The organism is Streptomyces sp. NBC_01390 (assembly GCF_045040105.1).
Lineage (GTDB): Bacteria > Actinomycetota > Actinomycetes > Streptomycetales > Streptomycetaceae > Streptomyces.
Window position 1 is genome coordinate 608998 of record NZ_CP109551.1, and the last position, 15568, is coordinate 624565.

A 15568-nucleotide genomic window follows, 5' to 3' on the forward strand; every position below is an offset into this window, starting at 1 on the left:
AACGTCAACCTACCGTTGGGGCAACGGTAATTCCCGGGTCGCCCGTCCTTTGCACATCTCCGGTTGCAATTGATCCGCGAAGCACGGCCCTGCGGAAGGCAATGGAATGTCCCCCGTACGCCCCCAAGTACGCCCGGGAAATCGTCACTACACACTCGTCTGTACCTCCTGCGGTACCCGCTACGAGGACGACGGCCTGATTCTCGACTGCCCCCGACCACATGATCCGGCGTTCCTGCGCACCGAGTACACCGAGTACACAGCGCACGGCGGCCCCGAGGGCTCCGCCGGACGCGTCGGCACCGGCTTGTTCCGTCACGCCCCGCTGCTGCCGGTGGCGCGGACCTTTCCCGATGTGCCCGGCCCGGTCGTCCACCACGCGGACCGGCTCGGCCGGCGCATCGGACTCGATCAGCTGTGGGTCGCCTTCAGCGGGTACTGGCCGGAGCGCGGCGCTCAGCTGCCCACCTGCACGTTCAAGGACCTTGAGGCGTACACGGTGCTCGGCCGGCTGCCCGCCGACCCGCCGGTTCTGGTGATCCCCTCGGCGGGCAACACCGCCGCCGCCTTCGCGTGGGCCGCGACCCGCCATCAGGTGCCCTGCCTGCTCGTGGTGCCCGAACCCGCCATGGCGGGCATGCGCTTTCCCGGGCCGCTCGACCCCTGCGTACGCATCGTCGTCCTCGACGGGGGCGCCACCTACAGCGATGCCATCGCCGCCGCCGACCTGCTGGCCCGGCTTCCCGGCCATCAGGCGGAGGGCGGCTGCCGCAACGTCGGGCGCCGTGACGGCCTGGGCACCGTGATGCTGGCGGCGGCCGAGGCGATCGGGCGCCTTCCGCAGACGTACGTACAGGCGGTCGGCAGCGGTACGGGAGCCATCGGCGCCCATGAGGCGGCGCGCCGGATCCGGTCCGGTGGCGAGCGGCTGCCGCGTCTGCTGATGTGTCAGAACGCGCCGTTCACCCCGCTGTTCGAGGCGTGGCGGTTCGGCGGCGCGGCTCCCGCCGACCGGGAACACGAGCCGCTGGCCCGTGAACTGACCAACAGGCGACCGCCGTTCGCCGTCCACGGCGGAGTACGCGACGTGCTCACCGAGAGCTGTGGTGACGTCCTGCGCGTCGACAACGTTGCCGCCATCGCGGCGATGGACCTGTTCGCGGAGACCGAGGGCATCGACATCGAGCCGGGTGCGGGGGTCGCGCTGGCCGCACTCGCCGAGGCCGTGAGCGCCGGGCGCGTCGACCGCGACGAGGTGGTCCTCCTCAACATCACGGGCGGCGGCCGGGCCCGGCAGGCCCGTGACCTGCGGCTGATCCCCGCCGAGCCCTGGCTGCGCGTCCCCTGGCCCACCGGCGGCGACGGGCCGCGCGTGGTCGCCGAGCAGGTCGGCCGGCGTCTGTCGTACGCCTCCACACCTGCGGGATCGGCCAGTTGACGCCTCACTGTCCGCGCCCCAAGGCCCCTCTGGGGCGGCGTCGGACGACCCGCCACGTTGCCGACGACAGCACCCCGACACCTCCTCCCCCACTCCCCCACACCCCCAGCGGAGCCCGCCGATGACCGTCAGCCGTGGCCTGGAGCCGTCCGCCGCCCAGCGCTCCATGTGGTTCGGCCAGCGACTCGACGGCGCCGGCGCCGCCTACAACGTGGGCGAGTACACCGAGATCCACGGGCGCGTCGAGCCCGAGCTGTTCCGGGCGGCCGTACGACTGGTGGTGGAGGCGACCGAGACACTGCGGTCGCGTTTCGCGGCGGACGACGACGGCGTACGGCTGCTGCTGGACGCCGGTCACGAGTGGACGTTGCCCGTCGTCGACGCGGCGGGGGCCGAGGCCGCGCGGGACTGGATGGCGGACGACTTCGGCACGCCGTTCGACCTCGACCGGGGCCCGCTGTTCCGGTACGCGCTGCTGGGCCTCGCGGACGACCACTGGATCTGGTACCAGGCGTACCATCACATCGCCGTCGACGGCCTCAGCTGTTCCCTGATCGCCCGGCGGGTGGCCGACGCGTACACCGCGCTCGCCGCGGGCACCCCGCACACCCCGCCGGCCGCCCCCCTCGCCCCGCTGATCGCCGCCGACAGGACCTACCGCGTCGAGGAGCGGCACGAACGCGATCGGGCCCACTGGGCGAGCGTCCTCGCCGACCGGCCCGAGCCGGTGAGCCTGTCCGCCCGTCCGCCCCGGGTCGGCGACCGCTTCCTGCGCCGCACCGGCCATCTCCCCGCTCCTGCGGGGGACTTGGTCCACTCGGCCGCCGGCGGAGCCGGTACCCGCTGGTCCCGCGTGGTTCTCGCGGCGACGGCCGCCTATCTGCACCGGCTCACCGGCGCCCATGACATCGTCCTGGGCCTCGCGGTCACCGCCCGCGAGAGCGAGACGGAGCTCGCGACCCCGGGTATGGCGTCCAACGTGCTCCCACTGCGGCTGTCCGTACGCCCGGACACGCCCGCCGTCGACCTGGTGCGGCAGGCGGCCCGGGCCACCCGCGACCTGCTCGGCCACCAACGCCACCGGGGCGAGGAACTGCGCCGCGAGGTGAACTGGCCCGAGGACGGGCCCCGTTACTTCGGTCCGGTCGTCAACGTCATGGCCTTCGGGCCGGAGTTGCGCTTCGCCGGGCATCCGACCACTCGCCACAACCTGTCCACGGGCCCGGTCGAGGATCTCGCGGTCAACATCTACGACCGCGCCGACGGCCAGGGGATCCGGGTCGACCTCGACGCGAGTCCCGAGCACTACACGGATGCCGAACTCAGCGCCCACCACCGGCGTTTCCTCCACTTCCTGGAGCGCTTCGCGGCGGCGGCAACGGTGCCCGGCACGGTGGTGGGACGGGTCGAGGTGACGCTCCCCGGCGAGGAGTCGCGGCTCGACGGTCCGGTTGCCGCGCCCGCCGTCGACGGCAGCACGATTCCCGGGCTCTTCGCGGCCCGCGTCGCCGCCGACCCCGACGGCATCGCCGTCGTCCACGGCGAACAGGCGACCACCGCCCGCCAGCTCGACGCCCGCGCGAACCAGCTGGCCCACCGTCTGCTCGCGCTCGGTGTCCGGCCGGAGGACCGGGTCGCGGTCCTGATGCGTCGCTCGGACGAGCTGATCGTGGCGTTGCTGGCCGTCCTCAAGGCGGGCGGCGCCTACGTCGGGCTCGATCCCCGCGCCCCGGCCGCCCGCACCCGGCGGATCCTCGCGGAGACCGGCGCGTCGGTCCTGCTGACGGACAACGCCGAGACTTCGTACGACGGCCTGCGCACCGTCGACCGCACCGACCCCTCGCTCGCCACCGAACCGGACACCGACCCCGAAGTGCCCCTGCACTCGGACCAGTTGGCCTACGTCAGCTACACCTCGGGCTCCACCGGCAGGCCCAAGGGCGTCGCCGTCACCCACAGGGACATCGCCGCGCTGGCCGCCGACTCGGCGTTCGGGGGCGGCGCGCACGCACGGGTTCTCGTCCATTCGCCGACCGCGTTCGACGCGTCCACCTACGAGATGTGGGTGCCCTTGCTGGGCGGGGGCGCGGCGGTGGTGGCCGGGGCGGACGAGGACATGGACGCGGCCGGGGTGGCCCGGCTGACGGCCCGGCACGGGCTTACGGCGCTGTGGCTGGCCGCCGGTCTCTTCCGGCTCGCCGCCGAGCAGGACCCGGGCTGCTTCGCAGGCCTGCGCCAGGTGTGGGCCGGCGGCGAGGCCGTCCCCGCGTCCGCCGTCCGCCGCGTCCTCGCGGCCTGTCCCGGTCTGACGGTCACCAACGGCTACGGCCCGACCGAGACGACCACGTTCGCCACCTGCCGCCCGTGCCCGGACGGCTCCGCCGTGCCCGACGCGCCGCCCATCGGCCGCCCGCTCGACGGGATGCGCGCCCACGTGCTCGACGGCGCTCTGCGGCCCGTTCCGCGAGGCGTGGTCGGCGAGTTGTACATAGCCGGGCCCGGCGTGGCGCGCGGCTACCTGGGCCGGCCCGACGCCACCGCCGAGCGCTTCACCGCTGATCCGTACGGCCCGCCGGGTGCCCGTATGTACCGCACCGGGGACCGGGTCCGCCTGGACGGGAACGGCGAGCTGGAGTTCCACGGGCGGGCCGACGGCCAGGTCAAGCTGCGCGGCTTCCGCGTCGAACCCGGCGAGATCGAGACCGCCCTCGCCGCCCATCCGCAGGTCGCCCAGGCCGTTGTACTCGTCCGCGAGGACCGTCCCGGCGACCGACGGCTGGTCGCCTACGCGGTGCCCGCCGAGGGGCCGGTACCCGACCCGGATTCCCTGCGCGCCCACCTCGCCGAACAGCTGCCCGAACAGCTGGTCCCCTCCGTGGTCGTACCGCTGGACCGGCTGCCCCTCACCGCCAACGGCAAGGTGGACCGAGCCGCGCTGCCCGTTCCGCGGGTGGCCGGCGGCAGCCACGGCACTCGGGCCCCGCGCACCTCACAGACGCCTCAGGAGGAGGCTCTCCGCAGTCTCTTCGCGGACGTCCTGGGTCTGCCCGAGGCCGGTGCGTACGACAGTTTCTTCGCGCTCGGCGGCCACTCACTGCTCGCCCTGCGGCTGATCGGCCGGATCCGCGACACGCTGGGCGCCGACCTGACCCTGCGCGACCTGTTCGGGGCGCCCACTCCGGCGGCCCTCGCCGGTCGGCTCGGCGGCACGGGAGCCGTCACAGGGCCCGTCTCCCGGCCTGTACCGGGAGCCGTCCCCGACGAGGCTCCGCTGTCCTCCGCCCAGCGGCGCCTGTGGTTCCTGGACCGGCTGGAGGAGTCGGGCGCCGCCTACCACATCCCGCTCGCCGTACGGCTGACGGGCGCCGCCCTCGACCAGGACGCCCTGCGCCTGGCGCTGGCCGATCTGGTCGCCCGGCACGAGATCCTGCGCACCGTCTACCCGGACATCGACGGCACTCCGCGCCAGCGGCTGCTGGACCCCGAGGCGGCCCGGCCCCGACTGCACGTCGACCGCGTCACGGAGGCCGAACTGCCGACCAGGCTGGCCGAGTCGGCGAGGGGCACCTTCCGGCTCGCCGAGGAGATCCCGCTCCGCGCCCAGCTGCTCGTCCTCGGCCCCGACGACCACGTCCTGCTGCTGGTGCTGCACCACATCGCCGCGGACGGCTGGTCCCTGGATCCCCTCACCCGCGATCTGGCCGCCGCATACCGGGCCCGCCGGCAGAACCGGGTTCCCGACACTGCTCAACTACCGCTGCAGTACGCCGATTTCGCCGTCTGGCAGAGCGGGCAACTCGGCGACGCGCGCGACCTGACAAACCATCACCTCGAGTACTGGACCCGGGCGTTGGCCAGACTCCCCGACGAACTCCCGCTGCCTACCGACCGCCCCCGCCCGGCCCGTGCCACGCACCGGGGTGGCGACATCCCCGTACGGCTGGACGCGAGCCTCCACCGGCAGTTGCGCGCGCTCGCCGGGGAGACCGGCACCACGCCGTTCATGGTCGTCCAGGCGGCTCTGGCCGCCCTGTTGACCCGGCTCGGCGCGGGCACCGACATCCCCCTGGGCACCCCGGTCGCGGGCCGCGCCGACGAGATGCTGGACGAACTGGTCGGCTGCTTCCTCAACACCCTTGTGCTGCGCACCGACACCTCCGGCGCGCCGACCTTCCGGGAGCTGCTGGACCGGGTCAGGGACACGGACCTCGGGGCCTACGCCCACCAGGAGCTGTCGTTCGAGCACTTGGTCGAGGCTCTCAACCCGCCCCGCTCACCTGCCCGGCATCCGCTGTTCCAGGTCATGCTCGCCTTCCGGCCCGGCGCCGAACCGCACCTCGATCTGCCGGGCCTCACTGCCCGGACCCTCCCCGTGGAGACCGGCGCCACCAAGATCGACCTCACTTTCAACCTCGGCGAACGGCGCACTGGCGACGGCTCCCCGGACGGCATCGAGGGCATCCTCCAGTACAGCGCCGACCTCTACGACCGGGCTACGGCCGAGGAACTGGCCGCCCGACTGGAACGGCTACTCCGGGCCGCTCTGGAGGATCCCGACCGGCCCGTCGGCATGCTCGACATCCTCGGCCCGGGCGAACGGCAGCGCCTGCTCGTCGAGTGCAACGACACCGCGCGGGAGGTTCCCGAGACGGCCTTCCACCGGATGTTCGAGGCGCGGGCGGCCGAGACGCCGGACGCGGTGGCCGTGACGGACCCGCTCACCAGCCTGACCTACCACCAACTCGACGTGCGTGCCGACCGGTTGGCGCGGGCACTGACCTCGGTCGGCGCGGGCCCCGGCCGTGTCGTCGCCTTCTCGCTGCCCCGGTCCGTCGACCTCGCGGTGGCGGTGCTGGCCGTCCTCAAGGCGGGCGCGGCCTATCTGCCGCTCGACCCGGAGCACCCGGCCGAACGGACCGCCTACCTGCTGTCCGACGCCGGCCCGGTGTGCGTCATCACCAGGGACCCGGTCGGCGTCGACTGTCCGGTCGTAAGTCCCGACGCGGACGCCCCCGGCATCCTCCTGAGCGACGCCCGCCCCGCCGACCCCGCCTACCTCATCTACACCTCGGGCACCACCGGGCGACCCAAGGGGGTGGTCGTCGAACACCGCAACCTCACGACCTACGTGGCCCGTTGCGTTTCGGCGTACCCGAGTCTGCGCGGCGCCTCGCTGCTGCACGCCACGATGTCCTTCGACGCCACCGTGACAAGCCTGCACGGGGCGCTCGCCGCGGGCGGTCGGGTGCACATCGCCGCCGTCCACGAGGCGGGCGCGGACCCGTTGCCCGGCGGCTACACATTCCTCAAGGCCACGCCGAGCCATCTCGCGCTGCTGCCCGCCCTGCCGTACGACATCTCACCCACCGAGGAGTTCATGCTCGGCGGCGAGGCCCTGGTCGGGGAGGCCCTGCGATCCTGGCGCCGGGACCATCCCGACGTACGGCTGATCAACCACTACGGCCCGACCGAGCTGACCGTCGGCTGCACCGACCACCGCATCGAACCCGGCGACGACCTGCCGTCCGGCCCGGTTCCCGTCGGGCGCCCCATGTGGAACACCCGCGCCTATGTCCTGGACCCCTGGCTGAACCCCGTCCCCGCCGGCGTCGAAGGTGAGCTGTACGTGGCCGGCGACCAGGTGGCCCGGGGCTACTGGAACCGGCCCGGTCTGACCGCCGAACGGTTCGTCGCCGACCTGTACGGGCCGCCGGGTGCCCGGATGTACCGCACCGGCGACCTGGCCGTGCGCCGGGCCGACGGCGTCCTGGAGCTGCGGGGGCGGGCCGACGGTCAGCTGAAGATACGGGGCCTGCGAATCGAGCCCGGCGAGGTCGAGGGTGTGCTCACCGCGCACGACGCCGTCGACCAGGCCGCGGTGGTGGTCGACGAGGACCGGACCGGGGTACGGCGGCTGGTCGCCTATCTCGTGGGACCGGACACCGGAGCCGGGATCGACATGCGGGCGTACGCGGCAGAGCGGCTGCCCGGTCATATGGTCCCCGAGGCGTTCGTGGTGCTCGACGCCCTACCGATGACGCCCAACGGCAAGCTGGACCGGGCCGCGCTCCCCTCGCCGCCCGATGTCGAGGCCGCCCAGGGGACGGTTGCGCCGCGCACGCCGCAGGAGGAGATCCTGCGCGGGCTGTTCGCCGAGATTCTCGACCGGGATGCGCAGGGCGTGGGCGTGGACGACGGCTTCTTCGACCTCGGCGGCGACAGCATCACCTCCATCCATCTCGTCAGCCGCGCCCTGACAGCCGGGCTGCGGCTCGCCCCGCGCGATGTCTTCGAGCAGCGGACGATCGCCGGACTCGCCGCGGTGGCCGCGGCACGTCCGGCCCCGGCACGGGGGCCCGCACTGGAACCGGCGGTCGGCGAACTGCCGCTGCCCCCGGCCATGCACCGGCTTCGTGAACGCGGCGGCCCCATCGGCTCGTTCAGCCAGTCGGCGCTGCTCGTCACGCCCGCCGACGCCGACGAGAAGCGTCTGACGGGCGCCCTCCAGGCAGTACTCGACCGCCATGACGTGCTGCGGATGCGGGTGACGACCGACGGCGACTGGACCGCGTACATCCCGCCCGCCGGGAGCGTGGACGCGGCCGGGCTGCTGGAGCGGGTCGCGGTACCGGACGGTGACTTCGAGGCGGTGATCGAGCCGTCGACATCTCACCTCAGCCCAGCGGAAGGCGAGTTGGTGCGCGCTGTCTGGTACGACGCCGGACCGGACCGACCCGGTCGGCTGCTGCTGACGGTGCATCATCTGGCCGTGGACGGGGTGTCCTGGGGCATCCTCCGTGCCGATCTGGCAGCCGCCTGGCGGGAGGAGGAACTTCCGGCGCCCGGAACTCCGTTCAGGCACTGGGCCCGGCTGCTGGAGCGCGAGGCCGACGCCCGGGCCGGTGAACTGGACGTCTGGCAGAGCCTGTTGGGAGCCCCCGACCCACTGCTGGGCGCCCGGCACCCCGACCCGGCGCGGGACGTCGTCGGCGCGATGCGCCACCACACCCGGACCCTCCCGGCCGAACTGGCCGCCGATCTGCTCACCACGGTGCCCGCCGCCTTCCACGCCGGACCTGAGGACGTCCTGCTCGCCGCCCTCGCCGTCGCCTTCGCGCGCCGACAGCACCGTCCGGCGCTGCTGCTGGACGTCGAACGGCACGGGCGTGAGGAACTGGCCGAGGGGATCGATCTGTCGCGGACGGTGGGCTGGTTCACCAGCGTGGTGCCGGTGCGGCTCGACCTCACCGGCCTCGCCCTGGACGACTCCGCCGAGGTCATCAGGAGCGTCAAGGAGCAGCTGCGCGCCGTACCCGATCACGGCATCGGCCACGGTCTGCTGCGCCACCTCAACCCGGCTGCCGGACCGCTTCTCGCCGCGCTCCCGGTCCCACAGGTCGGCTTCAACTACCTGGGGCGCACACCCGCCGTCAGCGCTTCGCCGGCCGACTGGTCGCCGGCTCCCGAGGCGCTTCCCGGCTCGCTCGCCCTCGGCGCCGCCCACGACCCCGACCTGCCCGTCACCCACGGCCTGGAGATCACCGCCGTGGCCACCGCCGAAGGGCTGCGGGCCACCTGGTCCTGGGCCCCCGGCATCTGGTCGGCGGACGACGTACACGCCCTGGCCGAGTTGTGGTGCGACGCCCTGACCACCCTGACCCACGCCACCGCGGAGGGCGGACGGACCCCGTCCGACCTGCCGCTGGTGTCGCTGTCCCAAGCAGAGATCGCCGAACTCGAAGCCGAGTTCGGAAGCGAGTGGAGGTAACCCACGGTGACCCGGTCCGGAATCTCCGACATCCTGCCCCTGTCCCCGTTGCAGGAGGGGTTGCTCTTCCACGCCCTGTACGACGACGACCGCAGCCCCGACGTCTACGCCGCCCAGCAGGTCCTGGAGCTGACGGGCGACGTCGACCCCGCCGCCGTACGGGCCGCCGGGCAGGCCCTGCTCGACCGGCACCCGAACCTGCGCGCCTGCTTCCGCCACCGGGAGGCCGGACAGCCGTTCCAGATCGTGCCCACGGACGTCGAACTCCCGTGGTCCGAGACCGACTTGTCGGCGTACGACGAGGACGGCCGGGACATCGCGTGGCAGCGGCTGCTCGACGAGGAGCGCTCCCGGCGCTTCGACCTGTCCCGGCCGCCGCTTCTGCGCCAGCTGCTCGTCCGATGGGCCCCCGACCGCTACCGGCTGGTGATGACCAACCACCACATCCTGCTCGACGGCTGGTCCAAGCAGTTGCTCGTGCGTGAGTTCAGCGCCCTGTACGCGGGCGAGCACCCGACCGCGCTCCCGACCGTGCCGCCGTACCGCGACTACCTCGCCTGGCTGGCCCGGCAGGACCGCGCCGCCGCCGAACGGGCCTGGCAGGGCGTTCTGTCCGGGGTGACCGGGCCCACCCTCCTGAGCCCCGCCGCCCCCACCACGCCCGTACTGCCCGACGAACTCGTCGTGGAGCTGCCCGAGGAGCTCACCGGCCGTGCCGACACGACGGCACGCTCGCTGGGTGTCACCCTCAACACCCTTGTCCAGGGCGCCTGGGGCCTGTTGCTGGGCCGGTTGACCGGGCGGTGCGACGCGGTCTTCGGCCAGACCGTCACGGTCCGCCCGCCCGAACTGCCGAACGTGGCCTCGATGGTCGGCTTCTGTATCAACACCATTCCCACCAGGGTCTGTTGGGACGAGGAGGACACCGTCGCCGACCTCCTCACCGGTATCCGGAGCCGTCAGGCGGAACTGCTGCCCCACCAGTATCTCGGCCTCGCGGACATCCGGCGCGCCTCCGGCACGGGTGACCTCTTCGACACCCTGCTGGCGTTCGAGAACTACCCCGCGTCCGCCGCGAAGGGCGCGTCCGAGGTCACCCGGCTCACGGCCCGTGACGCCACCCACTACCCGCTCACCCTGTCCGTCCTCCCCGGCCGCCGCCTCGCCCTGCGCCTGTCGTACCGGCCCGACGTGTACGACGAGACGGGCGCCCGGACCCTGTTGGACCGTTTCGCGATGGTGCTGGGCGCTCTGGCGGCCGACCCGGCACGTCCTGTCCGCGAGGTGGAGGCGCTGCTGCCGGACGAGCGGGAACGCCTCCTGGCCCGTCAGGCCACCGAGGAGGTACCGGCGGCCGCCACCCTTCCCGGGCTGTTCGTCGAACAGGCCGCCCGCACTCCCGACGCCACGGCCGTGGTGCACGAGGGCACCCGTCTCACCTACGCCGAACTGGACGAGCGGTCCAACCGCCTGGCCCACCTGCTCGCCGAACGGGGCGCCGGCCCCGAGCGGTTGGTCGCCCTGGCCCTCCCCCGCACCGCCGACCTCGTGGTGGCCGTACTGGCGGTGCTGAAGACGGGTGCCGCGTATGTGCCGATGGACCCCGAATATCCGGCGGAGCGGCTGGCGTTCATGCTGGCCGACGCGGACCCGGTACTGCTGCTGACGGCGGACGGCACGGCGACGGAGCCGCGAACCGGTGACATACCCGTGGTCACGGTGGCCGAATCGGTCAACCACCCTGCGTCCGCACCGAGGTTGCCGCACCCCGACCCCTCCGGCACGGCCTACGTCATCTACACGTCGGGCTCCACCGGCCGCCCCAAGGGTGTCTCGGTGCCGCACTCCAACGTCGTTCGGCTCTTCGAGTCCACCCGGCACTGGTTCGACTTCGGGCCGGACGACGTGTGGACGCTGTTCCACTCGTACGCCTTCGACTTCTCCGTGTGGGAACTGTGGGGCGCGCTGCTGCACGGCGGCACGCTGGTGGTCGTGCCGTTCACGGTGAGTCGCGATCCGGAGGAATTCCTGCGGCTGCTCGTCCGGGAGCACGTCACCGTGCTGAACCAGACGCCGTCGGCGTTCGGCCAACTGCTGCGCGCAGACGCCGCCCTGCCGGACCTCGGGCGTGACCTCGCCCTGCGTTACGTCGTGTTCGGCGGTGAGGCGCTCGACTTCGCCCGGGTCACCGAGTGGTACACCCGGCACCCTGAGGGCGCGCCCGTCCTGGTCAACATGTACGGCATCACCGAGACGACGGTCCATGTGACCGGCCTGCCGCTGACCGAGGGCGCGGAACGGGCCGCCCAGGGCTCGATCGGACACCCCATTCCCGACCTGCGCGCGTACGTGCTGGACGCCGGTCTGCGGCTCGTACCGCCGGGTGTCACCGGCGAGTTGTACGTCGCCGGGGCCGGCCTGGCCCGCGGGTATCTGGGCCGCCCGGGGCTGACGGCGGGGCGGTTCGTGGCCGATCCGTTCGGGAATCCCGGGGAGCGCATGTACCGCACGGGTGACCTGGCACGCCGGTCGGCGGACGGCGAACTGGAGTACGCGGGCCGGGCCGACGACCAGGTGAAGATCCGCGGGTTCCGTATCGAACTCGGTGAGGTGGAGGCGGCGTTGGCCGGCCATCCCGAGGTCACCGAGGCAGTCGCCGTCGAGCGGGACGGGCGGCTGGTCGGTTACGTCGTGAGCGGCGCCGCCCTGGACACGGACACCCTGCGCCGCCACGCGGGTCGCACGCTCCCCGAGCACATGGTGCCCAGCGCTGTGGTGGTCCTGGACCGGCTGCCGTTGACCGCGAACGGCAAGCTGGACCGGGCCGCCCTGCCCGAGCCGGTGGCGTCGTCCGGTGCGGGCCGTGCCCCGCGTACCCCGCAGGAGGAGATCCTGTGCGGCCTGTTCGGTGACGTCCTCGGCGTGGCGGCGCACCGGGTGGGCGCGGACGACGGGTTCTTCGACCTCGGCGGCGACTCCCTGCTCGCCATGCGGCTGACCGACCGGATCAGGGGCGCGCTCGGCACCGCGCTGCCCGTCCGCGCGGTCTTCGAGGCACCCACTCCGGCCGGACTGGCCGAGCGCCTGAACGCCGAGGACACCGTACGACGCCCCGAACTCGCCCCGCACGAACGGGGCCACGCCCCGATTCCGCTGTCGTACGCCCAGCAGCGTCTGTGGTTCATGAGCCGCCTCGACGCGGGCAACAGCACGTACACCGTGCCCTGGGCCCTGCGTCTCACGGGTGCGCTCGACCGGCCGGCGCTGCGGGCGGCCCTCGCCGATCTCGTGGCGCGCCATGAACCGCTCCGTACGGTCTATCCCGACTTCCAGGGCACGCCGTACCAGCACGTACTCGACCCTGAGGCGGGCCGACCGGATCTCGCCGTGGTGGCGACCAGCGAGGCCGAACTCCCGGCACTTCTCACTGCCGCCGCCCGGCATCGCTTCGAGCTGTCATCCGAACTCCCCTTGCGTGCAACCCTGTTCACGCTCGATGCCGACACCCACGTCCTGCTGCTGCTCGCCCATCACATCGCTGTCGACGGCTGGTCCATGGCACCGTTGATGCGCGACCTGGAGACGGCGTACGCGGCGCGAAGCGCCGAGGTTCCACCGGAGTTTCACCAACTGCCGGTTCAGTACACTGACTTCGCACAGTGGCAGCGCGATCTGCTGGGCGCGGCAGCCGTGCCCGACAGCCTGATGAGCCGTCATGTCGCGTTCTGGCGCGAGGCCTTGGCGGGCGCTCCCGGCGAGTTGCCGCTCCCGGTGGACCGTCCGAGGCCCGCCGAACCCAGCGGCGACGGTGACCGGGCCTCACTCGCCATCGACGCGGAGCTGCACGCGGGACTCGCCGAACTGGCCGCCACGTCCAGGGTCACCCTCTTCATGGTGCTTCAGGCGGGGTTCGCGGCGCTGCTGACCCGGCTCGGTTCGGGCACCGACATCACCCTCGGCACCCCGGTCGCGGGACGCCCCGACGGCAGACTGGACGACCTGGTCGGCTTCTTCGTCAACAGTCTCACCCTGCGCACCGACACCTCGGGCAACCCCACCTTCCGCGAACTGCTCGACCGGGTGCGGGAGTTCGACCTCGCTGCCTACGCCCACCAGGACGTGCCGTTCGACCTCCTCGTGGACGCCCTCAGCCCGGAACGCACCCTGGCCCGGCATCCTCTCTTCCAGGTCGTGATCGCCTTCACCGGTCACTCCGCGCACCCCGGTCTCTCGCTGCCCGGACTGGGCGTGACCCGGGAACCCGTGGAGACCGGCGCCGCCCGCTTCGACCTCTCCCTCTATCTGAGCGAGCGACGCGACACCGACGGCAGCCCGGCGGGCATCGACGGCATCGCCGAGTACAGCACCGATCTGTTCGACCCGGCCACGGTCGAGCGGCTCACCCGGGTCCTGGTGCGTCTGCTGACCGCCGTCGCCGCCGACCCCGGCCTGCGTGTCGAGGACGTGGACCTCCTCGGGGACGACGCACTCTTCCGGGCGCCCGTCCGCACAGCACTGTCGGAGGCCGGGGCCACGACGGCGACCGCGGTCGCCGGTGGGCAGGAGCCCGCGTCCCCGGCCGAGCGCGTCCTCGCCGGGCTCTTCCGGGAACTGCTCAACCTCCCCGAAGTCCCGCTCGACGAGGACTTCTTCGCCCTCGGCGGCGACAGCATCTCCTCGATCCGGTTGGTGAGCCGGGCGGCCGAGGCCGGGGTCGTGATCAGCGCGCGAGACGTCTTCAAGCACCAGACGGTGAAGGAGCTGGCAGCGGTGGCGCGCGGTCCGGTCGGCGGCGCGACTACCACCGCTGACAACCACCCGGCCCTCGGCCACATACCCGGCGACGGAACAGGTTCGGTCCCGCTCACCCCCGTGATGCGGTGGCTGCTCGAACGCGGCGGCCCGATCGGCCGCTTCAGCCAGTCCGTCCTGCTGACGGTCCCCCCGGCGGCCGACCTACCGAAGCTGGCCGACGCCCTACAGGCCCTCCTCGACCACCACGACATGCTGCGAGCCCGCCTGGCCACCGCCCCCGGAGCGAGTGCCGACCCGGTGCTCGACGTACGTGCCGTCGGCACCGTCCGGGCCGCTGAACTGCTCGACCGCCGGGACGTCTCCGCCGTGGACGAGCTGCACGCGGCCGTGGCCGAGGAGTTCGACCGGGTCGTGGGGCTGCTCGATCCGGCAGCGGGGGCGATGGTGCGGGCCGTGTGGTTCGACGCCGGCCCGGACCGGCCGGGGCGACTGCTGCTGGTCGTCCACCATCTGGCCGTGGACGGTGTCTCCTGGCGCATCCTCGTCCCCGACCTGGAGGCGTCCTGGACGGCTGTCTCGGCGGGCCGACGGCCCGAACTGCCCGCAGTCGGCACGTCGTTCCGCCGCTGGGCCATGGTGCTGGGCGAGCAGGCGCATACTCCGTCGAGGGTCGCCGAGGCCGAGTTGTGGCACGGTGTCGCGGACGCGCCGCGCACCCCGCTGGGCACCCGTCCGCTCGACCCCGACCGGGACACCGCCGCGACGACCCGCTCGCTGCGGCTGACCCTGCCGCCCGAGACCACCGGCGCCCTCCTCACCACCGTCCCGGCCGCCTTCCGCGCCGGTGTCCAGGACGTCCTGCTGTCCGGCCTCGCGCTGGCCGTCGCCGACCACCAGGGCACCCCGCACGTCGTCCTCGACGTCGAGGGCCACGGCCGCGAGGAGCTGGTCCCCGGGCTCGAACTGTCGCGCACCGTAGGCTGGTTCACCTCGCTCTACCCGGTCCACCTGGACCTGGCAGGTGTGGACGTGGCCGACGCGCTGGCCGGCGGACCCGCCGCCGACCTCGCCACCGGCCGGGTCACCGGACAACTGCGCGAACTGCGCGACCACGGCACGGGGTACGGCCTCCTGCGCCACCTCAACCCGGACACGGCCGCCGAGTTGGCGAAGGCTCCCGCTCCGTCGATCGGCTTCAACTACCTGGGCCGGTTCACGGCTCCCGCCACCAACACCGGTGCCGAGCCATGGGCGTTCGCCCCCGAGTCGTCGGCACTCGGCTCCGGTACCGACCCCGGCCTCGCCGCCGCCCATGTCCTCGACGTCAACGCGGTCGTCCACGACACGGGCTCCGGACCGCACCTGCTGGCCGACTGGTCGTGGCCCGACGGCGTACTGACCGAACCCGAGGTGCGGGCACTGGCCGAGTCCTGGTTCGCCGCCCTCACGGCAATCGCGTCACGGACCGGCGACAGCGCCGACGCCGGGTCGGTGTCCGGGTCCGGGTCCGGGTCCGGGTCCGGGTCCGGGTCCGGAATGTCGGTCGCGGGTCTGTCCCTCGACGAGCTCGACGAGTTGGCGGCGGGCCTCGACGGCTGACCCCAAAG

Annotated in this window: 3 protein-coding genes; all 3 read left to right on the forward strand. The window is 73.1% G+C overall.

Features of this window, described 5'->3' with window-relative positions; genetic code table 11:
- Positions 1-106 precede the first annotated feature (106 nt).
- Positions 107-1438 (forward strand): cysteate synthase, encoded by a 1332-nt coding sequence (locus OG241_RS02585; protein ID WP_405813387.1) that lies wholly within the window; start codon positions 107-109, stop codon positions 1436-1438.
- A 121-nt stretch (positions 1439-1559) separates the two neighbouring features.
- Complete coding sequence (locus tag OG241_RS02590; RefSeq protein WP_405813389.1) at positions 1560-9206, forward strand: amino acid adenylation domain-containing protein; 7647 nt, start codon at positions 1560-1562, stop codon at positions 9204-9206.
- Between the two features lie 6 nt (positions 9207-9212).
- Positions 9213-15560: an amino acid adenylation domain-containing protein gene (locus tag OG241_RS02595; RefSeq protein WP_405813391.1), complete on the forward strand. Its 6348-nt coding sequence runs from the start codon at positions 9213-9215 to the stop codon at positions 15558-15560.
- Positions 15561-15568 lie beyond the last annotated feature (8 nt).

What these genes read in the sequence shown, in the direction of transcription:
- OG241_RS02585 (WP_405813387.1), top strand. Translation starts at nt 107, where the DNA reads ATGTCCCCCGTACGCCCCCAAGTACGCCCGGGAAATCGTCACTACACA.
- OG241_RS02590 (WP_405813389.1), top strand. Translation starts at nt 1,560, where the DNA reads ATGACCGTCAGCCGTGGCCTGGAGCCGTCCGCCGCCCAGCGCTCCATG.